This window comes from Mycolicibacterium sphagni (assembly GCF_002250655.1).
GTDB lineage: Bacteria > Actinomycetota > Actinomycetes > Mycobacteriales > Mycobacteriaceae > Mycobacterium > Mycobacterium sphagni.
This window is the reverse complement of the sequence record NZ_NOZR01000001.1, coordinates 197,472-213,490: the sequence shown is the minus strand read 5'-3', so window position 1 is coordinate 213,490 and position 16,019 is coordinate 197,472. Positions and strand designations below refer to the sequence as shown.

At 68.3% G+C, this 16,019-nt stretch carries 13 protein-coding genes; 10 read left to right on the top strand and 3 right to left on the bottom strand.

Features of this window, described 5'->3' with window-relative positions; translation table 11 throughout:
* Positions 1-71: 71 nt before the first annotated feature.
* Together miaB and CG716_RS01045 are read left to right on the top strand one after the other, a co-directional pair.
* Positions 72-1,610 carry a tRNA (N6-isopentenyl adenosine(37)-C2)-methylthiotransferase MiaB gene (miaB, locus tag CG716_RS01050; protein ID WP_234817652.1) on the top strand — a complete coding sequence of 513 codons (1,539 nt, stop codon included), beginning with the start codon at positions 72-74 and terminating at the stop codon, positions 1,608-1,610.
* Positions 1,598-2,197: an Rv2732c family membrane protein gene (locus CG716_RS01045; RefSeq protein WP_094475539.1), complete on the top strand. Its 600-nt coding sequence runs from the start codon at positions 1,598-1,600 to the stop codon at positions 2,195-2,197. The genes miaB and CG716_RS01045 overlap by 13 nt, the downstream gene beginning before the upstream one ends.
* A gap of 6 nt (positions 2,198-2,203) precedes the next feature.
* Here the strand turns inward: CG716_RS01045 and CG716_RS01040 are convergent, their stop codons facing one another.
* Positions 2,204-3,529: a DUF349 domain-containing protein gene (locus CG716_RS01040; RefSeq protein ID WP_094475537.1), complete on the bottom strand. Its 1,326-nt coding sequence runs from the start codon at positions 3,527-3,529 to the stop codon at positions 2,204-2,206.
* A gap of 217 nt (positions 3,530-3,746) precedes the next feature.
* On the opposite strand from CG716_RS01040, the gene CG716_RS01035 reads away from it, so the two are divergent.
* The 5 genes from CG716_RS01035 to hflX all read left to right on the top strand — a co-directional run bounded on the left by CG716_RS01035 (position 3,747) and on the right by hflX (position 8,639).
* Positions 3,747-4,631 carry a DMT family transporter gene (locus CG716_RS01035; protein ID WP_094475535.1) on the top strand — a complete coding sequence of 295 codons (885 nt, stop codon included), beginning with the start codon at positions 3,747-3,749 and terminating at the stop codon, positions 4,629-4,631.
* A gap of 20 nt (positions 4,632-4,651) precedes the next feature.
* Positions 4,652-5,374, top strand: a complete 723-nt coding sequence (locus tag CG716_RS01030) for a class III extradiol ring-cleavage dioxygenase family protein (protein WP_094475532.1) — start codon at positions 4,652-4,654, stop codon at positions 5,372-5,374.
* Positions 5,371-6,288 (top strand): tRNA (adenosine(37)-N6)-dimethylallyltransferase MiaA, encoded by a 918-nt coding sequence (miaA, locus tag CG716_RS01025; protein WP_094475530.1) that lies wholly within the window; start codon positions 5,371-5,373, stop codon positions 6,286-6,288. The genes CG716_RS01030 and miaA overlap by 4 nt, the downstream gene beginning before the upstream one ends.
* Before the next feature lie 4 nt (positions 6,289-6,292).
* Entirely contained in the window at positions 6,293-7,162 is an 870-nt protein-coding gene (dapF, locus tag CG716_RS01020; RefSeq protein ID WP_094475528.1) for a diaminopimelate epimerase, read from the top strand.
* A gap of 73 nt (positions 7,163-7,235) precedes the next feature.
* Positions 7,236-8,639, top strand: coding sequence for a GTPase HflX (gene hflX, locus CG716_RS01015; protein WP_094475526.1), 1,404 nt, complete (start codon positions 7,236-7,238; stop codon positions 8,637-8,639).
* A 31-nt stretch (positions 8,640-8,670) separates the two neighbouring features.
* On the opposite strand, the gene CG716_RS01010 is transcribed toward hflX, so the two are convergent.
* Positions 8,671-10,953 carry a molybdopterin guanine dinucleotide-containing S/N-oxide reductase gene (locus CG716_RS01010; RefSeq protein ID WP_094475524.1) on the bottom strand — a complete coding sequence of 761 codons (2,283 nt, stop codon included), beginning with the start codon at positions 10,951-10,953 and terminating at the stop codon, positions 8,671-8,673.
* A 103-nt stretch (positions 10,954-11,056) separates the two neighbouring features.
* Between CG716_RS01010 and CG716_RS01005 the strand changes: the two genes are divergently transcribed.
* Together CG716_RS01005 and CG716_RS01000 are read left to right on the top strand one after the other, a co-directional pair.
* A complete protein-coding gene (locus CG716_RS01005; RefSeq protein ID WP_094475941.1) occupies positions 11,057-12,244 on the top strand; it encodes an acyl-CoA dehydrogenase family protein in 1,188 nt (395 codons plus the stop codon).
* A 194-nt stretch (positions 12,245-12,438) separates the two neighbouring features.
* Entirely contained in the window at positions 12,439-14,595 is a 2,157-nt protein-coding gene (locus tag CG716_RS01000; RefSeq protein ID WP_094475522.1) for an LGFP repeat-containing protein, read from the top strand.
* A gap of 38 nt (positions 14,596-14,633) precedes the next feature.
* Here CG716_RS01000 and lexA read toward each other — a convergent pair whose 3' ends face one another.
* Entirely contained in the window at positions 14,634-15,305 is a 672-nt protein-coding gene (gene lexA / locus CG716_RS00995) for a transcriptional repressor LexA (protein WP_094475520.1), read from the bottom strand.
* 221 nt (positions 15,306-15,526) lie between these two features.
* Between lexA and CG716_RS00990 the strand changes: the two genes are divergently transcribed.
* Entirely contained in the window at positions 15,527-16,018 is a 492-nt protein-coding gene (locus CG716_RS00990; protein ID WP_094475518.1) for a LysM peptidoglycan-binding domain-containing protein, read from the top strand.
* Position 16,019 lies beyond the last annotated feature (1 nt).

The following is a 16,019-nucleotide window of genomic DNA, read 5'->3' as shown; positions in this document are numbered from 1 at the left end:
CCCAGGTAACCCTCAGATTGCCGAGCGTTGGCCGATCTGCGATTTCTCGGGTAAGCCACCGGCTCCGTACGATGAGCAATGTGACATCGGTGCTGACCAACGACCACCCGGCGGGCGGACTGCCCGGCTCGGGCGCAGGTCGCAGCTATCAGGTCCGCACCTACGGGTGCCAGATGAACGTCCACGACTCCGAGCGACTTGCCGGGTTGCTCGAGGCCGCCGGATATCACCGCGCGCCTGAGGGCACCGACGCCGATGTGGTGGTGTTCAACACCTGTGCGGTGCGCGAAAACGCCGACAACAAGCTGTACGGCAACATCAGCCACCTGGTGCCGCGCAAGCAGGCCAATCCGAACATGCAGATCGCGGTGGGCGGCTGCCTGGCCCAGAAGGACCGCGACGGCCTACTGAAGAAGGCGCCGTGGGTCGACGTCGTGTTCGGCACCCACAACATCGGCTCGCTGCCCGCGCTGCTCGACCGGGCGCGACACAACCAGCAGGCACAGGTCGAGATCGCCGAGTCGTTGCGGGAATTCCCGTCGACACTTCCTGCGGCCCGCGAATCCGCCTATGCGGCATGGGTTTCCATCTCGGTGGGCTGCAACAACACCTGCACGTTCTGCATCGTGCCGTCATTGCGCGGCAAGGAAGTGGACCGTCGCCCCGACGAGATCCTCGCCGAGGTGCAGTCCCTGGTCGACCAGGGCGTACTGGAGATCACGCTGCTGGGCCAGAACGTCAACGCCTACGGCGTCTCGTTTGCCGACCCCAGTACTCCGCGTGATCGCGGCGCGTTCGCCGCACTGCTGCGCGACTGCGGTCGCATCGACGGGTTGGAGCGCGTCCGATTCACCTCACCGCACCCGGCCGAATTCACTGACGACGTGATCGACGCGATGGCGCAAACCGCGAATGTCTGTCCGGCCCTGCACATGCCGCTGCAATCCGGGTCGGATCGCGTGCTGCGTGAGATGCGCCGGTCGTATCGCGCCGAGAAATATCTCGGCATCATCGAGCGGGTGCGCACGGCCATGCCGCATGCGGCGATCACCACCGACATCATCGTAGGTTTCCCCGGCGAGACCGAGGACGACTTCGCCGCCACCCTCGACGTGGTGCGCCAGGCCCGGTTCAGTGCCGCGTTCACGTTCCAATACTCCAAGCGCCCCGGCACCCCTGCCGCAGAGCTCGACGGCCAGCTGCCCAAAGCTGTTGTGCAGGAACGCTATCAACGTCTGATCGAGATGCAGGAGCAGATCTCTTTCGAGGAGAACACCGCTGCGATCGGCACGGAGGTCGAGTTGCTGGTGGCCACCGGCGAAGGTCGCAAGGACGCCAGCACCGCCCGCATGAGCGGACGTGCCCGCGACGGCCGCCTCGTGCACTTCACCCCAGGCCACGCCGAGCCGCGTCCCGGTGACATCGTCACCACGACGGTCACCGGTGCGGCCCCGCACCACCTGATCGCCGACGCGCCACTGCTGACCCACCGCCGCACCCGCGCCGGCGACGCCCATGCCGCCGGTCAGCGGCCGCGGACGGTCGGGCTGGGGCTACCGCCGGTGGGCAGGCCGCGCATCGAGGAAACAACGACGGGATGTACGCGATGAGTCGCCCAGAAGACGACGGCTGGGAGGCCTACCGATCCGAACTGGAGGCCGCCGAACGCAAAGTCGCCGGCGAAATCCAGCCGGGAGCCCGTGCGCTGGTGGTGGCGATCCTGGTGTTCGTCCTGCTGGTGTCGCTGATCCTGCCGCACGCAGGTGGTGCGCGCGGCGTCGACGTGCTGATAGGCGACAACAAGGCCATCGGCGTGGGGATCGCCGTGCCATCCAGGCTGTTCAGCTGGTTCGCGCTGGTGTTCGGCGTCGGGTTCTCGATGCTGGCGCTGACGACTCGGCGCTGGGTGCTGGCCTGGATCGCCCTGGCCGGTTCCGCGCTGGCCAGTGCGCTCGGACTGCTGGCCGTGTGGTCGCGTCAGACCGCCGTACACGGACATCCCGGCCCCGGAATCGGGCTGCTGCTGGGCTGGCTCGCGGTCATCCTGCTGACATTCCACTGGGCGCGGGTCGTCTGGACGCGCACCGCGGTGCAATTGGCCGCCGAGCAGCAGCGACGCATCGCCGCCGCCGAGAGCCAGTCGCGAACCCTGCTGGAGGACGTCGACCATCGCGAAGGGCAACAGCCCCCGGCCTAAGCGGCCCTAGCGCTTCTTACCCAGCGACTCGACCGCCGCGTCGGCCCACTGCCGCCACTGCTCGGCGCTGGCCCTGGCCGCTTCCGCATCCTTGGTGCGGCCCGCGGCCTCAGCCTTCTCCGCCTGCCGTTCGTACTGCTCGACGCGGGCCTGGAACTGCTCGGCACGAGCCTGGGCCTGCGGATCGATCCGCCCGGAGTCGGCCGCGTCGCGCACCTTCTTCTCCACCGCGCGCAACCGGCGCTCCAGGTCGGCGGAGCGTTCCCGCGGCACCTTGCCGATCGAATCCCACTTGTCGGTGATGGTCCGCAACGCCGAGCGGGCCGCGTCGAGGTTGGACGTGTCGAGTCTCTCGGCCTCGGCCAGCAGCGCTTCCTTGGCGGTGGCATTGGCCTGGAACTCGGTGTCGCGCTCGGCGTTCACCGCATTGCGGGCCGCGAAGAACGTGTCCTGTGCGGCCTTGAACCGGTGCCACAGGGAGTCGTCGACGTCCTTGGCCGCCCGGCCCGCCGCCTTCCACTCGGTCAGCAGATCGCGAAACGCCGTCGCCGTCGCCGACCAGTCCGTCGACCCGGAGAGTTCTTCGGCGCGCACGCAGAGCGCTTCCTTGGCCTGTCTGGCGCCGGCACGTTCCCGGTCCAGGTCGGCGAAATGCGAGCCGCGGCGACGGTTGAACGTTTCGCGCGCCGCCGAATACCGCTTCCAGAGCGCATCGTCGGTCTTGCGGTCCAGTCCGGTGATGGTGCGCCACTCGTCGAGGATGGTGCGCAGCCGGTCGCCGGCGGCCTTCCACTGCGTCGAGACGTTGGCCAACTCCTCGGCCTCGGCGGCCAGCGCTTCCTTGCGGGCAGTCTGCTCGGCGCGCTGCTCGTCGCGGCGGGCGCGGTCGGCCGCGGCGGTCTCCTCGGCGTGGTCGCGGATCGCACCTAGGCGCTCGGCCAGCGCGTCGAGATCGCCGAGAACGCTTGCCGTCGGCAGGGTTTCGGCCAGGGCGGCCGCGGCGGCCTTGATCTTGCGGGCGTCACCGGTGCCCGATGCCAGCCGAGTTTCCATCAGCGTGACTTCGGTGGCCAGGTCCTCGAAGCGCCGGCCGAAGTGGGCGTACGCCGCCTCGGTGTCGCCGGCCTGCCAGGAGCCGATCGAGCGTTCGCCGGCCGACGTGATCAGCCACACCGTGCCGTCGTCGTCGACACGGCCGAACCGGTGCGGGTCGCTCGAGGGCGGTGCCGCCAGCGGGGCAGCTGGCGGGTGGGGTTTGGGCACGGGTCGCGGTGGTCCAGGCCGGGGAGTCGGCTTCGGGGTTCCGCCTGCGCTGGGTTCGTCGATGGTCATGACCTCGCCTTACCTACCCTCCGCGCGGTCACCCGCGCATCTGCCGCGCACCGCGGCGCCACTGCTGCATGGTCGACGGCCGTGTGATTGCGGTCGGCCGTCCTCGTGGTATTGAACCAGCTCGATGCCCTGTGTGCGCCCGGGTTGGCTGGTCTAAGGTTGCGGGCCGCTGCGATTGGCAGGCAGGCTGGCGGGTTCCAGGCGGAGGAGACGAGGCATGCACAGGTCTGACATCGCCACCCTGTTCGCACTGGGCGCCGCGCTGATGATCGCCGTGGGGGATGTCATCCAGCAGCGCTCGGCGCACGACGTCACCGACGAACCGGTGGGCACCGTTGCGTTGTTCCTGCAGCTACTCAGGGACAAGCAGTGGTGGCTGGGCAGCCTCGTGGCCGCCGGGGGATTCGGGCTGCAGGCCGCCGCGCTCGCATTCGGCTCCGTGCTGCTGGTGCAGGCGCTCATCGTGACGTCGCTGCTGTTCGCGCTGCCGCTGAGTGCGCGCTTCGCCGGGCGGCGGATCACGCGGTACCAGTGGATGTGGGCGGTGCTGCTGGCCATTGCCGTTGCGGTGATCGTCACCGTCGGCGACCCGTCCAAGGGGCAATCGCGGGCCGGGCTGCAGACGTGGACGTGGGTGATCGCCACACTCGGACCTTTCCTGCTGCTGTGCCTGCTGGGTGCCCGGCTGTACAAGGGCAAGCCGGTCGCCGCGGTGCTGCTCGGTGTGGTGGCGGGTTCGTTGTGGGGGCTGTTCGCTGTCTTGATGAAGGGCGTGGTCGACCAGCTGGACAACGGGATCTGGGCTGTACTCAAGCTTCCTGAGCTCTACCCGTGGGCGGCGGTGGCTGTCGTCGCGACCGCGGTCCAGCAGGCGTCATTCCGCGCCGGATCGATGGCCGCGTCCCTGCCTGCGGTGACGGTCAGCGAGCCGTTGGTCGCCTCGGTACTCGGGGTTGCCATCCTCGGCGAGATGTTGCGCCCTGGTAGGTCCGGCTGGGCTTTCCTGGTCGTCGCGGTGGTCGTGATGATCGCCGCGACAGTGGAACTGGCACGCACCGAGGCCGCGCCCGCGCCGGAGGGCGCGCCGACCAGTTCGGGCTGACGGCCACTACCGTGTGTGGCGTGCTGTCCGCCATTGCCCTGACGCCGTCGGCGCCTGTCCTGGTGCCCGAGTTGGCCGGCGGGGCGGCGGCCGAGGTCGCCGAATTCCGCGCCGCGGCGCTGACGGCCGCCGCGGAACTGCCCGAGCGCTGGATTGCCGTCGGGGTCGGGACGACCGGCCAGGTCATCGGCCCGGACACCCGGGGAACGTTCGCCGGCTACGGGGTCGACGTGCCTGTCGCGCTGTCCCCGGACGCGGGCCCGGCGATGAGTGCGCTGCCGCTGTGCGCGCTGTTCACCGGCTGGCTGAGGGGACAGGCAAACCCTGCGGCACGCGCCGAAGTCCGGGTGTACGACGCCGACCTCGACGCCGACTCCGCGGTGGCCCGCGGCCGCGCCCTGCGCGCCGAGATCGACGCCGCCGCGGACGCGGTCGGCGTCCTGGTGGTGGCCGACGGCGCCCACACGCTGACACCGGCCGCCCCGGGCGGTTTCGACCCGGACGCCGCACCCGTGCAGGCCGCTCTCGACGACGCGCTGGCCTCCGGCGATGCCGCCGCGCTGATCCGGCTGCCCGCCGGCATCGTCGGCCGGGTCGCCTACCAGGTGCTGGCCGGGCTGGTTGAGCCCGGACCGTGGGCGGCGAAGGAGCTGGTGCGGGGCGCGCCCTATGGGGTGGGGTACTTCGTCGGCGTCTGGGTCCCGGCGGGCTGGGGCGCAGCGTCCGGGGAATCGACCGAGTGACCCGACCGATTGCGGTGATCGGGCCGACCGGCACCGGTAAGTCCGAGCTGGCACTGGATGTCGCCGAACGGCTCGGCGGGGAGATCGTCAACGCCGACGCCATGCAGCAGTACCGCGGCATGGACATCGGCACCGCCAAACTCGGCGTGGCCGAGCGCCGGGGCATCCCGCACCACCAGCTCGACGTGCTCGACGTCGACCAGACCGCGACCGTCGCGCGCTATCAGGAGGCCGCCGCCGCCGATGTCGAGGCGATCGCCGCCCGTGGGCTGCCGCCGGTGATCGTGGGCGGGTCGATGCTCTACATCCAGTCGCTGCTCGACGAGTGGGCCTTCCCGGCCACCGACCCGCAGGTGCGGGCCCGGTGGGAACAGCAGCTCGCCGAGGTCGGAGTGACGGCCCTGCACGCCGAACTGGCGCGGCGCGACCCCGCCGCCGCGGCCGCGATCCTGGCCACCGACGGTCGCCGAATCGTGCGCGCGCTGGAGGTCGTCGAGCTGACCGGCCAGCCGTTCGCCGCGTCTGCGCCCCGCATCGGGAAACCACGCTGGAACACTCTGATCGTCGGATTAGATTGGCCGACAGGCATTCTCGATGACCGTCTGAGCAGGCGCACTGACGTCATGTTCGAGACCGGTCTGGTCGACGAGGTCGGCAGGCTGCTCGAGCGCGGCCTGCGCCAGGGCGTCACCGCCGGCCGCGCACTGGGCTACGCCCAGGTGATCGCCGCACTCGATGACGGTGGCACCGACGAGCACCTCGCGCAGGCCCGCGAGCTGACCTTCATCGGGACCAGGCGCTACGTGCGGCGCCAGCGGTCGTGGTTTCGTCGCGACCATCGCATCCACTGGCTTGACGGGACGGCCCCCGGGCTCGCCGACGACGTGATCGCTCAGTGGCGGCACGTATCCTGAACACGTGATTTTCGCCAAGGGCCACGGCACGGAGAACGACTTCGTGCTGCTGCCTGACCTGACCGCCCAGCTGGAGCTGACGCCTGCTGCGGTGACCGCGCTGTGCGACCGCCGCCAGGGTCTGGGCGCCGACGGTGTCCTGCGAGTCACCACCGCCGGCGCCGTCGTCGCCGCGGGCGTCCTGGACCGGTTGCCCGAAGGCGTCGGCGCCGACGACTGGTACATGGACTACCGCAACGCCGACGGCTCGATCGCCCAGATGTGCGGCAACGGCGTGCGAGTGTTCGCCCACTACCTGCGGACCAGCGGACTGGAACAGCGCGACGAGTTCGTGGTCGGTTCGCTGGCCGGGCCGCGGCCGGTCGTCGTGCACCACGCCGACGCGGTTGATGCCGAGGTCACCGTGGAGATGGGCAAAGTCAACCTGCTCGGATCGGGCACCGCCACCGTCGGTGGCAGGCGCTTCACCGGTGTCGGCGTCGACGTCGGCAACCCGCACCTGGCCTGCCTGGACCCCGGCCTCACCGAAGCGGCGCTGGCCGTCCTCGACGTCGCCGCTCCGGTGCAGTTCGACCACGGCCAATTCCCCGAGGGCGTCAACGTCGAGGTGCTGACCATCGCCGGCGACGGTGCGATCAGCATGCGGGTACACGAACGCGGTGTCGGTGAGACCCGCTCTTGTGGCACTGGGACCGTGGCCGCCGCGGTCGCCGCTCTCGCCCACCTCAATATGTCGACCGGCACGCTGCGGGTCCGCATCCCAGGCGGCCAGGTGACCGTCGAGGTCAGCGACACCAGCAGCTTCTTGCGCGGACCCTCGGTGCTGGTGGCGCAGGGTGAACTTTCCGACTCGTGGTGGGCGGCCCCGCGCTGACGGCACATTATTCGGATGCGCGACGTTGGACATGCGTGGCACCATCGACTACCGAACATGACGCATACCGCCTATGACAAAAGCTGACTTTCCCGATCCGAGCGTCGGCGAACTCGCGCTCGAGGACCGCGCCGCCCTCAAGCGTGTCGCCGGGCTCTCCACCGAACTCGCTGACATCTCCGAGGTCGAATACCGCCAGCTGCGGCTGGAGCGTGTGGTCCTGGTCGGGGTGTGGACCCAAGGCAGCTCCGCCGACGCCGAGGCCAGCCTCGCCGAGCTGGCCGCACTGGCCGAAACGGCGGGCTCCGAGGTGCTCGAAGGAGTGATCCAGCGCCGCGACAAGCCCGACCCGTCCACCTACATCGGCTCGGGCAAGGCCCAGGAGCTGCGCCAGATCGTGATCGCGACCGGCGCCGACACCGTGATCTGCGACGGCGAGCTCAGCCCCGCGCAGCTCAACGCACTCGAAAAGGTGGTCAAGGTCAAGGTCATCGACCGGACCGCACTGATTCTGGACATCTTCGCCCAGCACGCCACCAGCCGGGAAGGCAAGGCGCAGGTGGCGTATGCGCAGATGGAGTACATGCTGCCCCGGCTGCGCGGCTGGGGTGAGTCGATGTCGCGCCAGGCCGGTGGTCGCGCCGGCGGTGCCGGCGGTGGCGTGGGCACCCGAGGCCCCGGTGAGACCAAGATCGAGACCGACCGGCGTCGCATCCGCGAGCGAATGTCTAAGCTGCGCCGCGAGATCAAAGAGATGAAGCAGGTCCGCGATACCCAGCGCAGCCGCCGGCTGCACAGCGATATGGGGTCGGTGGCGATCGTCGGCTACACCAACGCCGGCAAGTCCAGCCTGCTCAACGCGCTCACCGGGGCCGGGGTGCTGGTGCAGAACGCGCTGTTCGCCACGCTCGAACCCACCACGCGCCGTGGCGAATTCGACGACGGCCGCCCCTTCGTACTGACCGACACCGTCGGCTTCGTCCGGCACCTGCCGACCCAGCTGATCGAGGCGTTCAGGTCCACTCTCGAAGAAGTCGTCGACGCCGACCTGCTGGTGCACGTGGTCGACGGATCCGACAGCAACCCACTGGCTCAGATCGAAGCGGTGCGCCAGGTCGTCCGCGAAGTGCAAAACGACCACCACGCGCCGCCTGCGCCAGAACTGTTGGTGGTCAACAAGATTGATGCCGCCAATGACTTGACGCTGGCCCAGCTGCGCCGAGCGCTACCGGGTGCGGTCTTCGTCTCCGCGCACACCGGTGAGGGTCTGCCGCGGCTGCGCGCCCGCCTTGGCGAACTTGTTGAACCGCGGGAGATCACCGTCGACGTGACCATCCCGTACGACCGGGGCGACCTGGTGGCGCGGCTGCACAGCGACGGACAGGTCGATGCCGTCGAGCACACCGAGTCGGGCACCCGGCTCAAAGCACGAGTGCCCGCGGCGCTCGCGGCCGGGCTGCGCCAGTACAACAGCTAGGCGGCGCGCTCGGTGACGGTGACGACGTCGGTCATCGGATGACCGGGGGCCGATGGGCGCGCACCGGCGGCAGCGGACCGTCGAACTTCTCGACCTGCACCAGCACGGCGGCACCAGTGCAACCCCGGGCCAGCGAAGAGGTACCGACGTCGTCGGTCAGCACGTTCGGATTGCCGTGCACGCACATCGAATCCGGATCCGACGGGTCCAGCGGGTCGTACCAGGCCCCTGTCGACAGCTGCACCACCCGGGGCAGTAGCCCCTCGTCGAGCACCACCCCGGCCAGGCAGGAACCGCGGTCGTTGAATACCCGGACCACGTCGCCGCCGGCCAGGCCGCGCTGCGCGGCGTCGGCCGGATGCATCCGAAGTGGTTCGCGCCCTTGAATTTTCGCATTCTTGCTGACCGCGCCGCCGTCAAGCTGACTGTGCAGCCGGGTTGCGGGCTGATTGGCGATGAGATGCAGCGGAAAACATTCAGCGCGCTGGCCGCCGAGCCATTCGACGGGGTCGTACCAGCGCGGATGGCCGGCGCAGTCGGGGTAGCCGAACCCGGCGATTTCGTCGGAGAAGATCTCGATCCGCCCGCTCGGGGTGGCCAACGGATGTGCCAGCGGGTCGGCGCGGAAGTCGGCCATCAGCGTCAGGCCCGACTCGACCGGCAGCGCCAACAAGCCGTCGGCCCAGAACTGGTCGAAGTCAGGAACGGCGAAATTGACTTCCCTCGACCACTTTTCGTACATGTGCCGTAGCCACTGACCGGCCGTGCGACCCTCGGTGAACTGCTCGCCGAAGCCCAGCCGCTCGGCCAGTGCCGCGAACGTGGTGTAGTCGTCGCGGGCCTGCGCGTACGGGGGCGCCATCGCCGGCATCGCCACCAGCAGCGGGTCGTTGCGTGACCCGGAGTAGTCGTCGCGTTCGAACGCGGTCGTGGAAGGGACGACGATGTCGGCGTGCCGGGCCATCGGCGTCCAATACGGGTCGTGCACCACAACGGTGTCGACGCGGGCCAGCGCGCGCCGCAGCCGCGGCAGGTTCTGGTGATGATGAAAGGGATTCCCGCCGGCCCAGTACACGCACTTGATGTTGGGATAGGTCAGGGTGCGCCCGTTGTAGGTGAATGTCTCGCCGGGGTGCAGCAGCATGTCGCTGATCGCGGCGACCGGGATGAAGGTCTGCACCGGATTGGCGCCCTGCGGCAACGACGGCAGCCGGACCCGCACCGGCGGCAACCCCGGCTCGTTCATCGAGCCGTAGCCGTGCCCGAAACCGCCTCCTGGGAGGCCGATTTGGCCGAGCATGGCGGCCAGCGTCACCCCCATCCAGGGGGCCTGCTCGCCATGCCGGAGGCGTTGCAGCGACCAGCTGACGGTGACGATGGTGCGCTGCGCGGCCATCGTCCTGGCTAATTCGGTCAACACTGCGGCGTCGACCCCGCAGATACCCGCCGCCCACTGCGGCGATTTCGGCTCGCTGTCGTCGACGCCGAGCAGGTAGCGCTCGAACTGCTCGTACCCGGTGCAGTAGGTATCGAGGAAGTCCCGGTCGGCCAGGTTCTCGGTGGCCAGCACGTAGGCCAGCGCCAGCATGATCGCCACGTCGGTACCGGGAACAGCGGGTAGCCACTGGCAGTCGCCGTCGACGTCACTGCGCAGCGGGCTGATCGAGACGATGCGTCCGCCCTTGTCCCGGAATCGCCGCAGCGCCTCGCGCGCCGGGTGACCGGTGGTGCCCCCGTGGTTGATGCCGGTGTTCTTCATGTTCACCCCGCCGAAGCACACCAGCAGGTCGGTGTGCTCGACGATGACGTTCCATTCGGTGGACCGTTTGAACAGGTCATCGTGGGTGCCGACCACTCTCGGCATGATCACTCCGGTGGCGCCCAGGCTGTAGGAGTGCCGCGAAAAGGTATAGCCGCCAAGTAGTTTCAGGAATCGGTGCACTTGACTCTGGGCGTGGTGGAACCGGCCGGCGCTGGCCCAGCCGTAGGACCCGCCGTAGATGGCTTCGTTGCCGTAGGTGTCGACGACCCGGCGCAGTTCGGCTGCGAGCAGCTCGGCGAGTTCTTCCCAGCTCACGGCGATGAACTCGTCGGCTCCCCGCGCGGTAGTGGGCCCCGGCCCGTCGTGCAGCCACCCGCGCCGGACGGCGGGTCCGGTGATGCGCGACGGGTGTCGCAGCGAACCGGGGATATTGCCAAGCAGGGGAGACGGGTCGGTGTCGCCGGGAAACGGTGTGACCGCCGTGATCTCGCCGTCGGCCAATGTTGCGGTGAAGGCACCCCAGTGCGTGAGGCTGCTGGGGTTGTCACGCATGGGAAAAGTCTAGGCAAGCCGGCAGTGCAGGGCCCCATGGAGCGACCAACCATCCGGTTGGTTATCCTCGTCACAAGTGCCCAGCGCCGTCCGGAAGGGAACCATGGCTTCGCAAAACAGCCCCGAGAAGAACTCCGTCGTCAAGTACGAGCGAACCCTGTTCGAGCCCGAACACGACCTGTTCCGCGAGGCCTATCGGTCTTTCCTCGACCGCCATGTCGCGCCATTCCACGATCAGTGGGAGAAGGACAAGATCGTCGACCGCGGGGTCTGGCTGGAGGCCGGCAAACAGGGCTTCCTGGGCATGGCCGTGCCCGAGGAGTACGGCGGCGGCGGCAACCCGGACTTCCGCTACAACGTGATCCTGACCGAGGAAACCGCGGCCGGGCGGTACAGCGGGCTCGGATTCGGCCTGCACAACGACATCATTGCGCCGTACCTTCTGCACCTGGCCACCGAGGAGCAGAAGCAGCGCTGGCTGCCCAAGTTCTGCAGCGGCGAATACATCACCGCGATCGCCATGACCGAGCCGGGCACCGGAAGTGACCTGCAGGGCATCAAGACACGCGCGGTCAAACAGGACGACGGCAGCTGGATCCTCAATGGATCGAAGACGTTCATCACCAATGGCATCAACGCCGACCTGGTGATCGTGGTGGCCCAGACCGACCCCGAGAAGGGCGCCCAGGGCTTCTCGCTGCTGATGGTCGAGCGCGGCATGGAGGGCTTCGAGCGCGGCCGTCACCTCGACAAGATCGGCCTGGATGCGCAGGACACCGCAGAACTGTCCTTCACCGACGTCAAGGTTCCTGCCGAGAACTTGCTCGGCGAGGAGGGCTTCGGCTTCATCTACCTGATGCAGAACCTGCCCCAGGAACGCCTCAACATCGCGGTGATGGCGGCCGCGGCCATGGAAAACGTGCTCTCCGAGACGCTGCAATACGCCAAGGAGCGCAAGGCGTTCGGCAAGCCGATCGGCAGTCAGCAGAACAGCCGTTTCCTGCTGGCCGAACTGTCCACCGAGGCGACCGCGGTGCGCATCATGGTCGACGAGTTCATTCGGCTGCACCTAGACGGGAAGCTGTCCGCCGAGCAGGCATCGATGGCGAAGTGGTACTCCACCGAGAAGCAGGTGCACCTGGTCGACCGCTGCCTGCAATTGCACGGCGGCTACGGCTATATGCGCGAATATTCGGTGGCGCGGTCCTACCTGGACGCTCGGGTTCAGACGATCTACGGCGGAACGACCGAGATCATGAAGGAAATCATCGGTCGTAGCCTCGGCGTCTAGCCCAGCCATCGGCTGACCTGCGGTTTTAGTTTTCCGTTGGTCGTCCACGCCCGCTCTGTGCCCGACTTTTCGGAGTTTTTACCCCCTCCAGCGACTGGCTTATCTGGGGAAACGCCGCGTGTCGCGAAGTGCTGACGCACAGTTGACGCGGAGGATAAGGGCAAGCATCTTGACCGAAACTGCGGGGAGAGTGCATGACCTGGCTTGGAAGTCGTCTCAGTAGAGGCGTCGGGCGGATGGCGCTCGCCGCCTTCGCGACGGCTACAGCAGCAGCGCTGCTGCTGGCGCCCGGGGCGATCGCAACCCCCGACAGCGATGCAAGCGATGCCATCAACCAGGCCTGGCAGGCCGCTGGTGGCGACAGTTCTCCGGTAGGCACCAAGGACGGCGACGTCTACCCGGTCGGCGACGGGTTCGCGCAGAACTTCAGCGGCGGCAAGATCTTCTTCACCCCGGCCACCGGCGCCCATCTGCTGTGGGGCCCGGTCCTGGACAAGTACCAGGCCACCGGTGGCCCGGCCGACGGCGACCTCGGATTCCCCACGATCGACGAAGTGGCCGGCCTGGTCGGTCCGGACAGCCGGGTGAGCACGTTCAGTGCGAGCGACAAGCCGGCGATCTTCTGGACGCCGGACACCGGCGCGTGGGTGGTGCGCGGCGCGATCAATGCGGCATGGGACAAGCTCGGCGGTTCGGCCGGCACGATGGGTGTGCCTACTGCCGACGAGTCCTATGACGGCAGCTCGATCAGCCAGAAGTTCACCGGCGGCCAGATCTCGTATGACACCAGCGCCAAGACGTTCACCACGGTGCCACCCGAGCTGGCCAACAATCTGGCCGGAGTCGAGGTCCCGACCGACGCCACGACGGCGATAAACCAGGCGTGGCGCGCCGCGGGCGGGCTCACGGGACCGCTCGGCGCCCGCCAGGGTGCCCAGAGTGCCGTCGGAACTGACGGCGCCACGCAGGATTACGTCGGCGGCAAGATCTTCTACTCGCCGGCCACCGGAGCGCACGCGGTGACAGGCGCGATCCTGTCGAAGTACGAGGCCGCGGGCGGACCGACCGGCGATCTGGGTCTGCCGACCGGGACCGAAGCCGACGGTGGCGCACCCAACAGTCGGGTCAGCGCGTTCAGCGCCGCCGACAAACCGGTGATCTTCTGGACGCCCGACAATGGCGCCATCGTGGTGCGCGGTGCGATCAACGCGGCTTGGGCGAAGTTGGGCGGCGCGACCGGCAAGCTCGGTGTGCCGACCGGTGAGCAGAGCGTCAACGGCGACACAGTGACCCAGAAGTTCAGTGGTGGCGAGATCTCCTGGAACAAGGCGAACAACACATTCACCACCCAGCCCCCGGAGTTGGCCGCGTCGCTGTCGGGCGTGCAGGTGCCCACCGTGTCTGGGCCGCAGGCGAGTGCGGGGGCGCCGAACTCGAAGGGCTTCACCTTCCACCTGTGGTGGTTGCTGATCATCATCCCAGCCCTGCTGCTGGTGGCGGTGATCGCGCTGGGGCTGCTCTGGCTGCAGCGGCGCCGCAGTTCCGAGGTCGAGTATGACGACGACTTTCACGACTCGGACTACGACGACGACGATGAGTGGGACAGAGCGGGTCCTGACGGCGATGCCGAGGATTCTGCGACTTCGCGCTTCTCGACCTACCCCGACGGCGGCTACGTGCAGGTTGCCCCGGCGCCCGGGTTCGGGTGGGCGCCGCCGGGAACTGAGGACAAGTCGATGCCCGGGCCCGAGGACGTGTTCGACGGGGATCAGGACTCCATCGACACCACGCCGACCCTGATTCCCGGGGAGCTCGCGGGTCCCGACGTGGCCGACGAGGCCGACGTGGCCGAGGCCCCAGAGGTGCCCGTCGAGCACGAGTACGCCGAGGTCGAAGAGATCGAGGACGACGACCTCACCGCCGATTCGGGACGCCACGCGGTGGTGAACCTCGGGGAGTCCCAGTCGGTCCGGCGATTCAATCTGGCTGAGCTGGGGGCGCCGCGTCGCCGCCGCGCCGCCGAGCCGGAAGAACCTGACGAGCCTGAGCCTGAAGAGATCACCGAGGCCGACATCGTCGAGCCAGAGGATCTGGACGACGCCGATCAACTGGTCACCGAGCCGGCGGAGGTGCTGCAGTCCGACGTGCACGCGGGGGCAGGCTCACGTCCCGCGATCCACCTTCCACTGTCCGACCCCTATCAGGCGCCGGAAGGCTACGTGATCAAGGCCAACACGCATTCGGGCCTGTACTACACCCCAGGCTCGCCGCTCTACGACGACACAGTGCCCGAAGTGTGGTTCGCCAGTGAGGAACTCGCTCAAGCAAATGGGTTCCTCAAGGCAGAATAGGTGCCTCGCGCCCTGGCTGAGGCGCAGTAGGGAGTCTGCTAGATCTTGCGGATGACGGTGACGACCTTGCCGAGGATGGCGGCGTCGTTGCCGGGGATCGGGTCGAACGCCGGGTTGTGCGGCATCAGCCAGACCTGACCACTGGTGCGCTTGAACGTCTTCACGGTGGCTTCGCCGTCGATCATCGCCGCGACGATGTCCCCGTTGTCGGCCACGCTCTGCTGACGGATCACCACCCAGTCGCCGTCGCAGATCGCGGCATCGACCATGGACTCGCCGACGACCTTCAGCAGGAACAGTGAGCCTTCGCCGACCAACTCGCGCGGCAGCGGAAAGACGTCCTCGACGGCCTGCTCGGCCAGGATCGGGCCACCGGCGGCGATGCGTCCCAGCACCGGCACGAACGTCGGTTCGGGAAGCGCGTCGGAGCCGGCGACCTCGGTGCGCACCGAGTTCGCGGTCTCCTCTGCGCTGCGGACATCGACAGCGCGCGGCCGGTTGGCATCGCGGCGCAGATAGCCCTTGCGCTCGAGGGTGCGCAGCTGGTGAGCCACTGACGAGGTCGAGGTGAGACCGACGGCATCGCCGATCTCGCGGATGCTCGGGGGATAGCCACGGGTGGTGACCGAGGCGCGGATCACGTCGAGGATTGTTCGCTGCCGTTCGGTCAGCCCGGAGTCGGCACCTGATATCTCACTGCGGTCGCTCATGGGCCCGAATCTAGTCCCGAGGCCAACGATAATCAAACATCTGTTCGACCCCCGCGTGTCGCATCCGGCAACGGCGCAGGTCGTTGCAGGAATCAAAACTTGTCGGTGGCCGGATTTATTCTTCAGACACGCTCGCTCAGATGTTCGGATTTCGAACGCATGATCGAGTACTGTTCGAACACAAGAGCGAACAACGGGCGTCTTGAAGGAAGGAAACAGACGTGACAGTCATCGACGATCGGCAGGTATTCCATTCGGCACCGGTACGACCGATGCGCCCTCGGGTGGCGGTTAGGTCCGTCGCGCCGGCCCGGGTCCGTCCGGCCGGCCCTCGGGTCCACCGGCCCTACCCGGGCCGGCCGGCCGGTGCCCCGATCCACTACCGCGGCACCGGTGTCACCTTCTCCCGGGCGCCGCACGCTCGGCGAACGGTCAGCACTGGCGTCACGATCGCGCTGGCCGGCGTGGCCGCGCTCATCACCCTCTGGCTGGGGTTGGTGGGCCATCTCAGCAGCACACCCGCGCCCACTGATCAGATGCCGGATCAGCTCGCGGTGGTTCAGGTACAGGCGGGAGAGACACTGCAAGACCTCGCGGGCCGGGTGGCTCCAGATGCGCCCGCTGGGCAGGTCATGCAGCGCATCCGCGACCTCAACAAGCTCGATTCGGCCTCGCTGGATGTCGGGCAGACCCTCATCGCGCCGATCGGGTGAC

Excerpts from the sequence above, each read along its gene's own strand:
- CG716_RS01045 (WP_094475539.1), top strand. The coding sequence starts at position 1,598 with ATGTACGCGATGAGTCGCCCAGAAGACGACGGCTGGGAGGCCTACCGA.
- CG716_RS01040 (WP_094475537.1), bottom strand. The coding sequence starts at position 3,529 with ATGACCATCGACGAACCCAGCGCAGGCGGAACCCCGAAGCCGACTCCC.
- CG716_RS01010 (WP_094475524.1), bottom strand. The coding sequence starts at position 10,953 with ATGCGTGACAACCCCAGCAGCCTCACGCACTGGGGTGCCTTCACCGCA.
- CG716_RS01000 (WP_094475522.1), top strand. The coding sequence starts at position 12,439 with ATGACCTGGCTTGGAAGTCGTCTCAGTAGAGGCGTCGGGCGGATGGCG.
- hflX (WP_094475526.1), top strand. The coding sequence starts at position 7,236 with ATGACAAAAGCTGACTTTCCCGATCCGAGCGTCGGCGAACTCGCGCTC.
- CG716_RS01035 (WP_094475535.1), top strand. The coding sequence starts at position 3,747 with ATGCACAGGTCTGACATCGCCACCCTGTTCGCACTGGGCGCCGCGCTG.
- miaB (WP_234817652.1), top strand. The coding sequence starts at position 72 with ATGAGCAATGTGACATCGGTGCTGACCAACGACCACCCGGCGGGCGGA.
- CG716_RS01005 (WP_094475941.1), top strand. The coding sequence starts at position 11,057 with ATGGCTTCGCAAAACAGCCCCGAGAAGAACTCCGTCGTCAAGTACGAG.
- lexA (WP_094475520.1), bottom strand. The coding sequence starts at position 15,305 with ATGAGCGACCGCAGTGAGATATCAGGTGCCGACTCCGGGCTGACCGAA.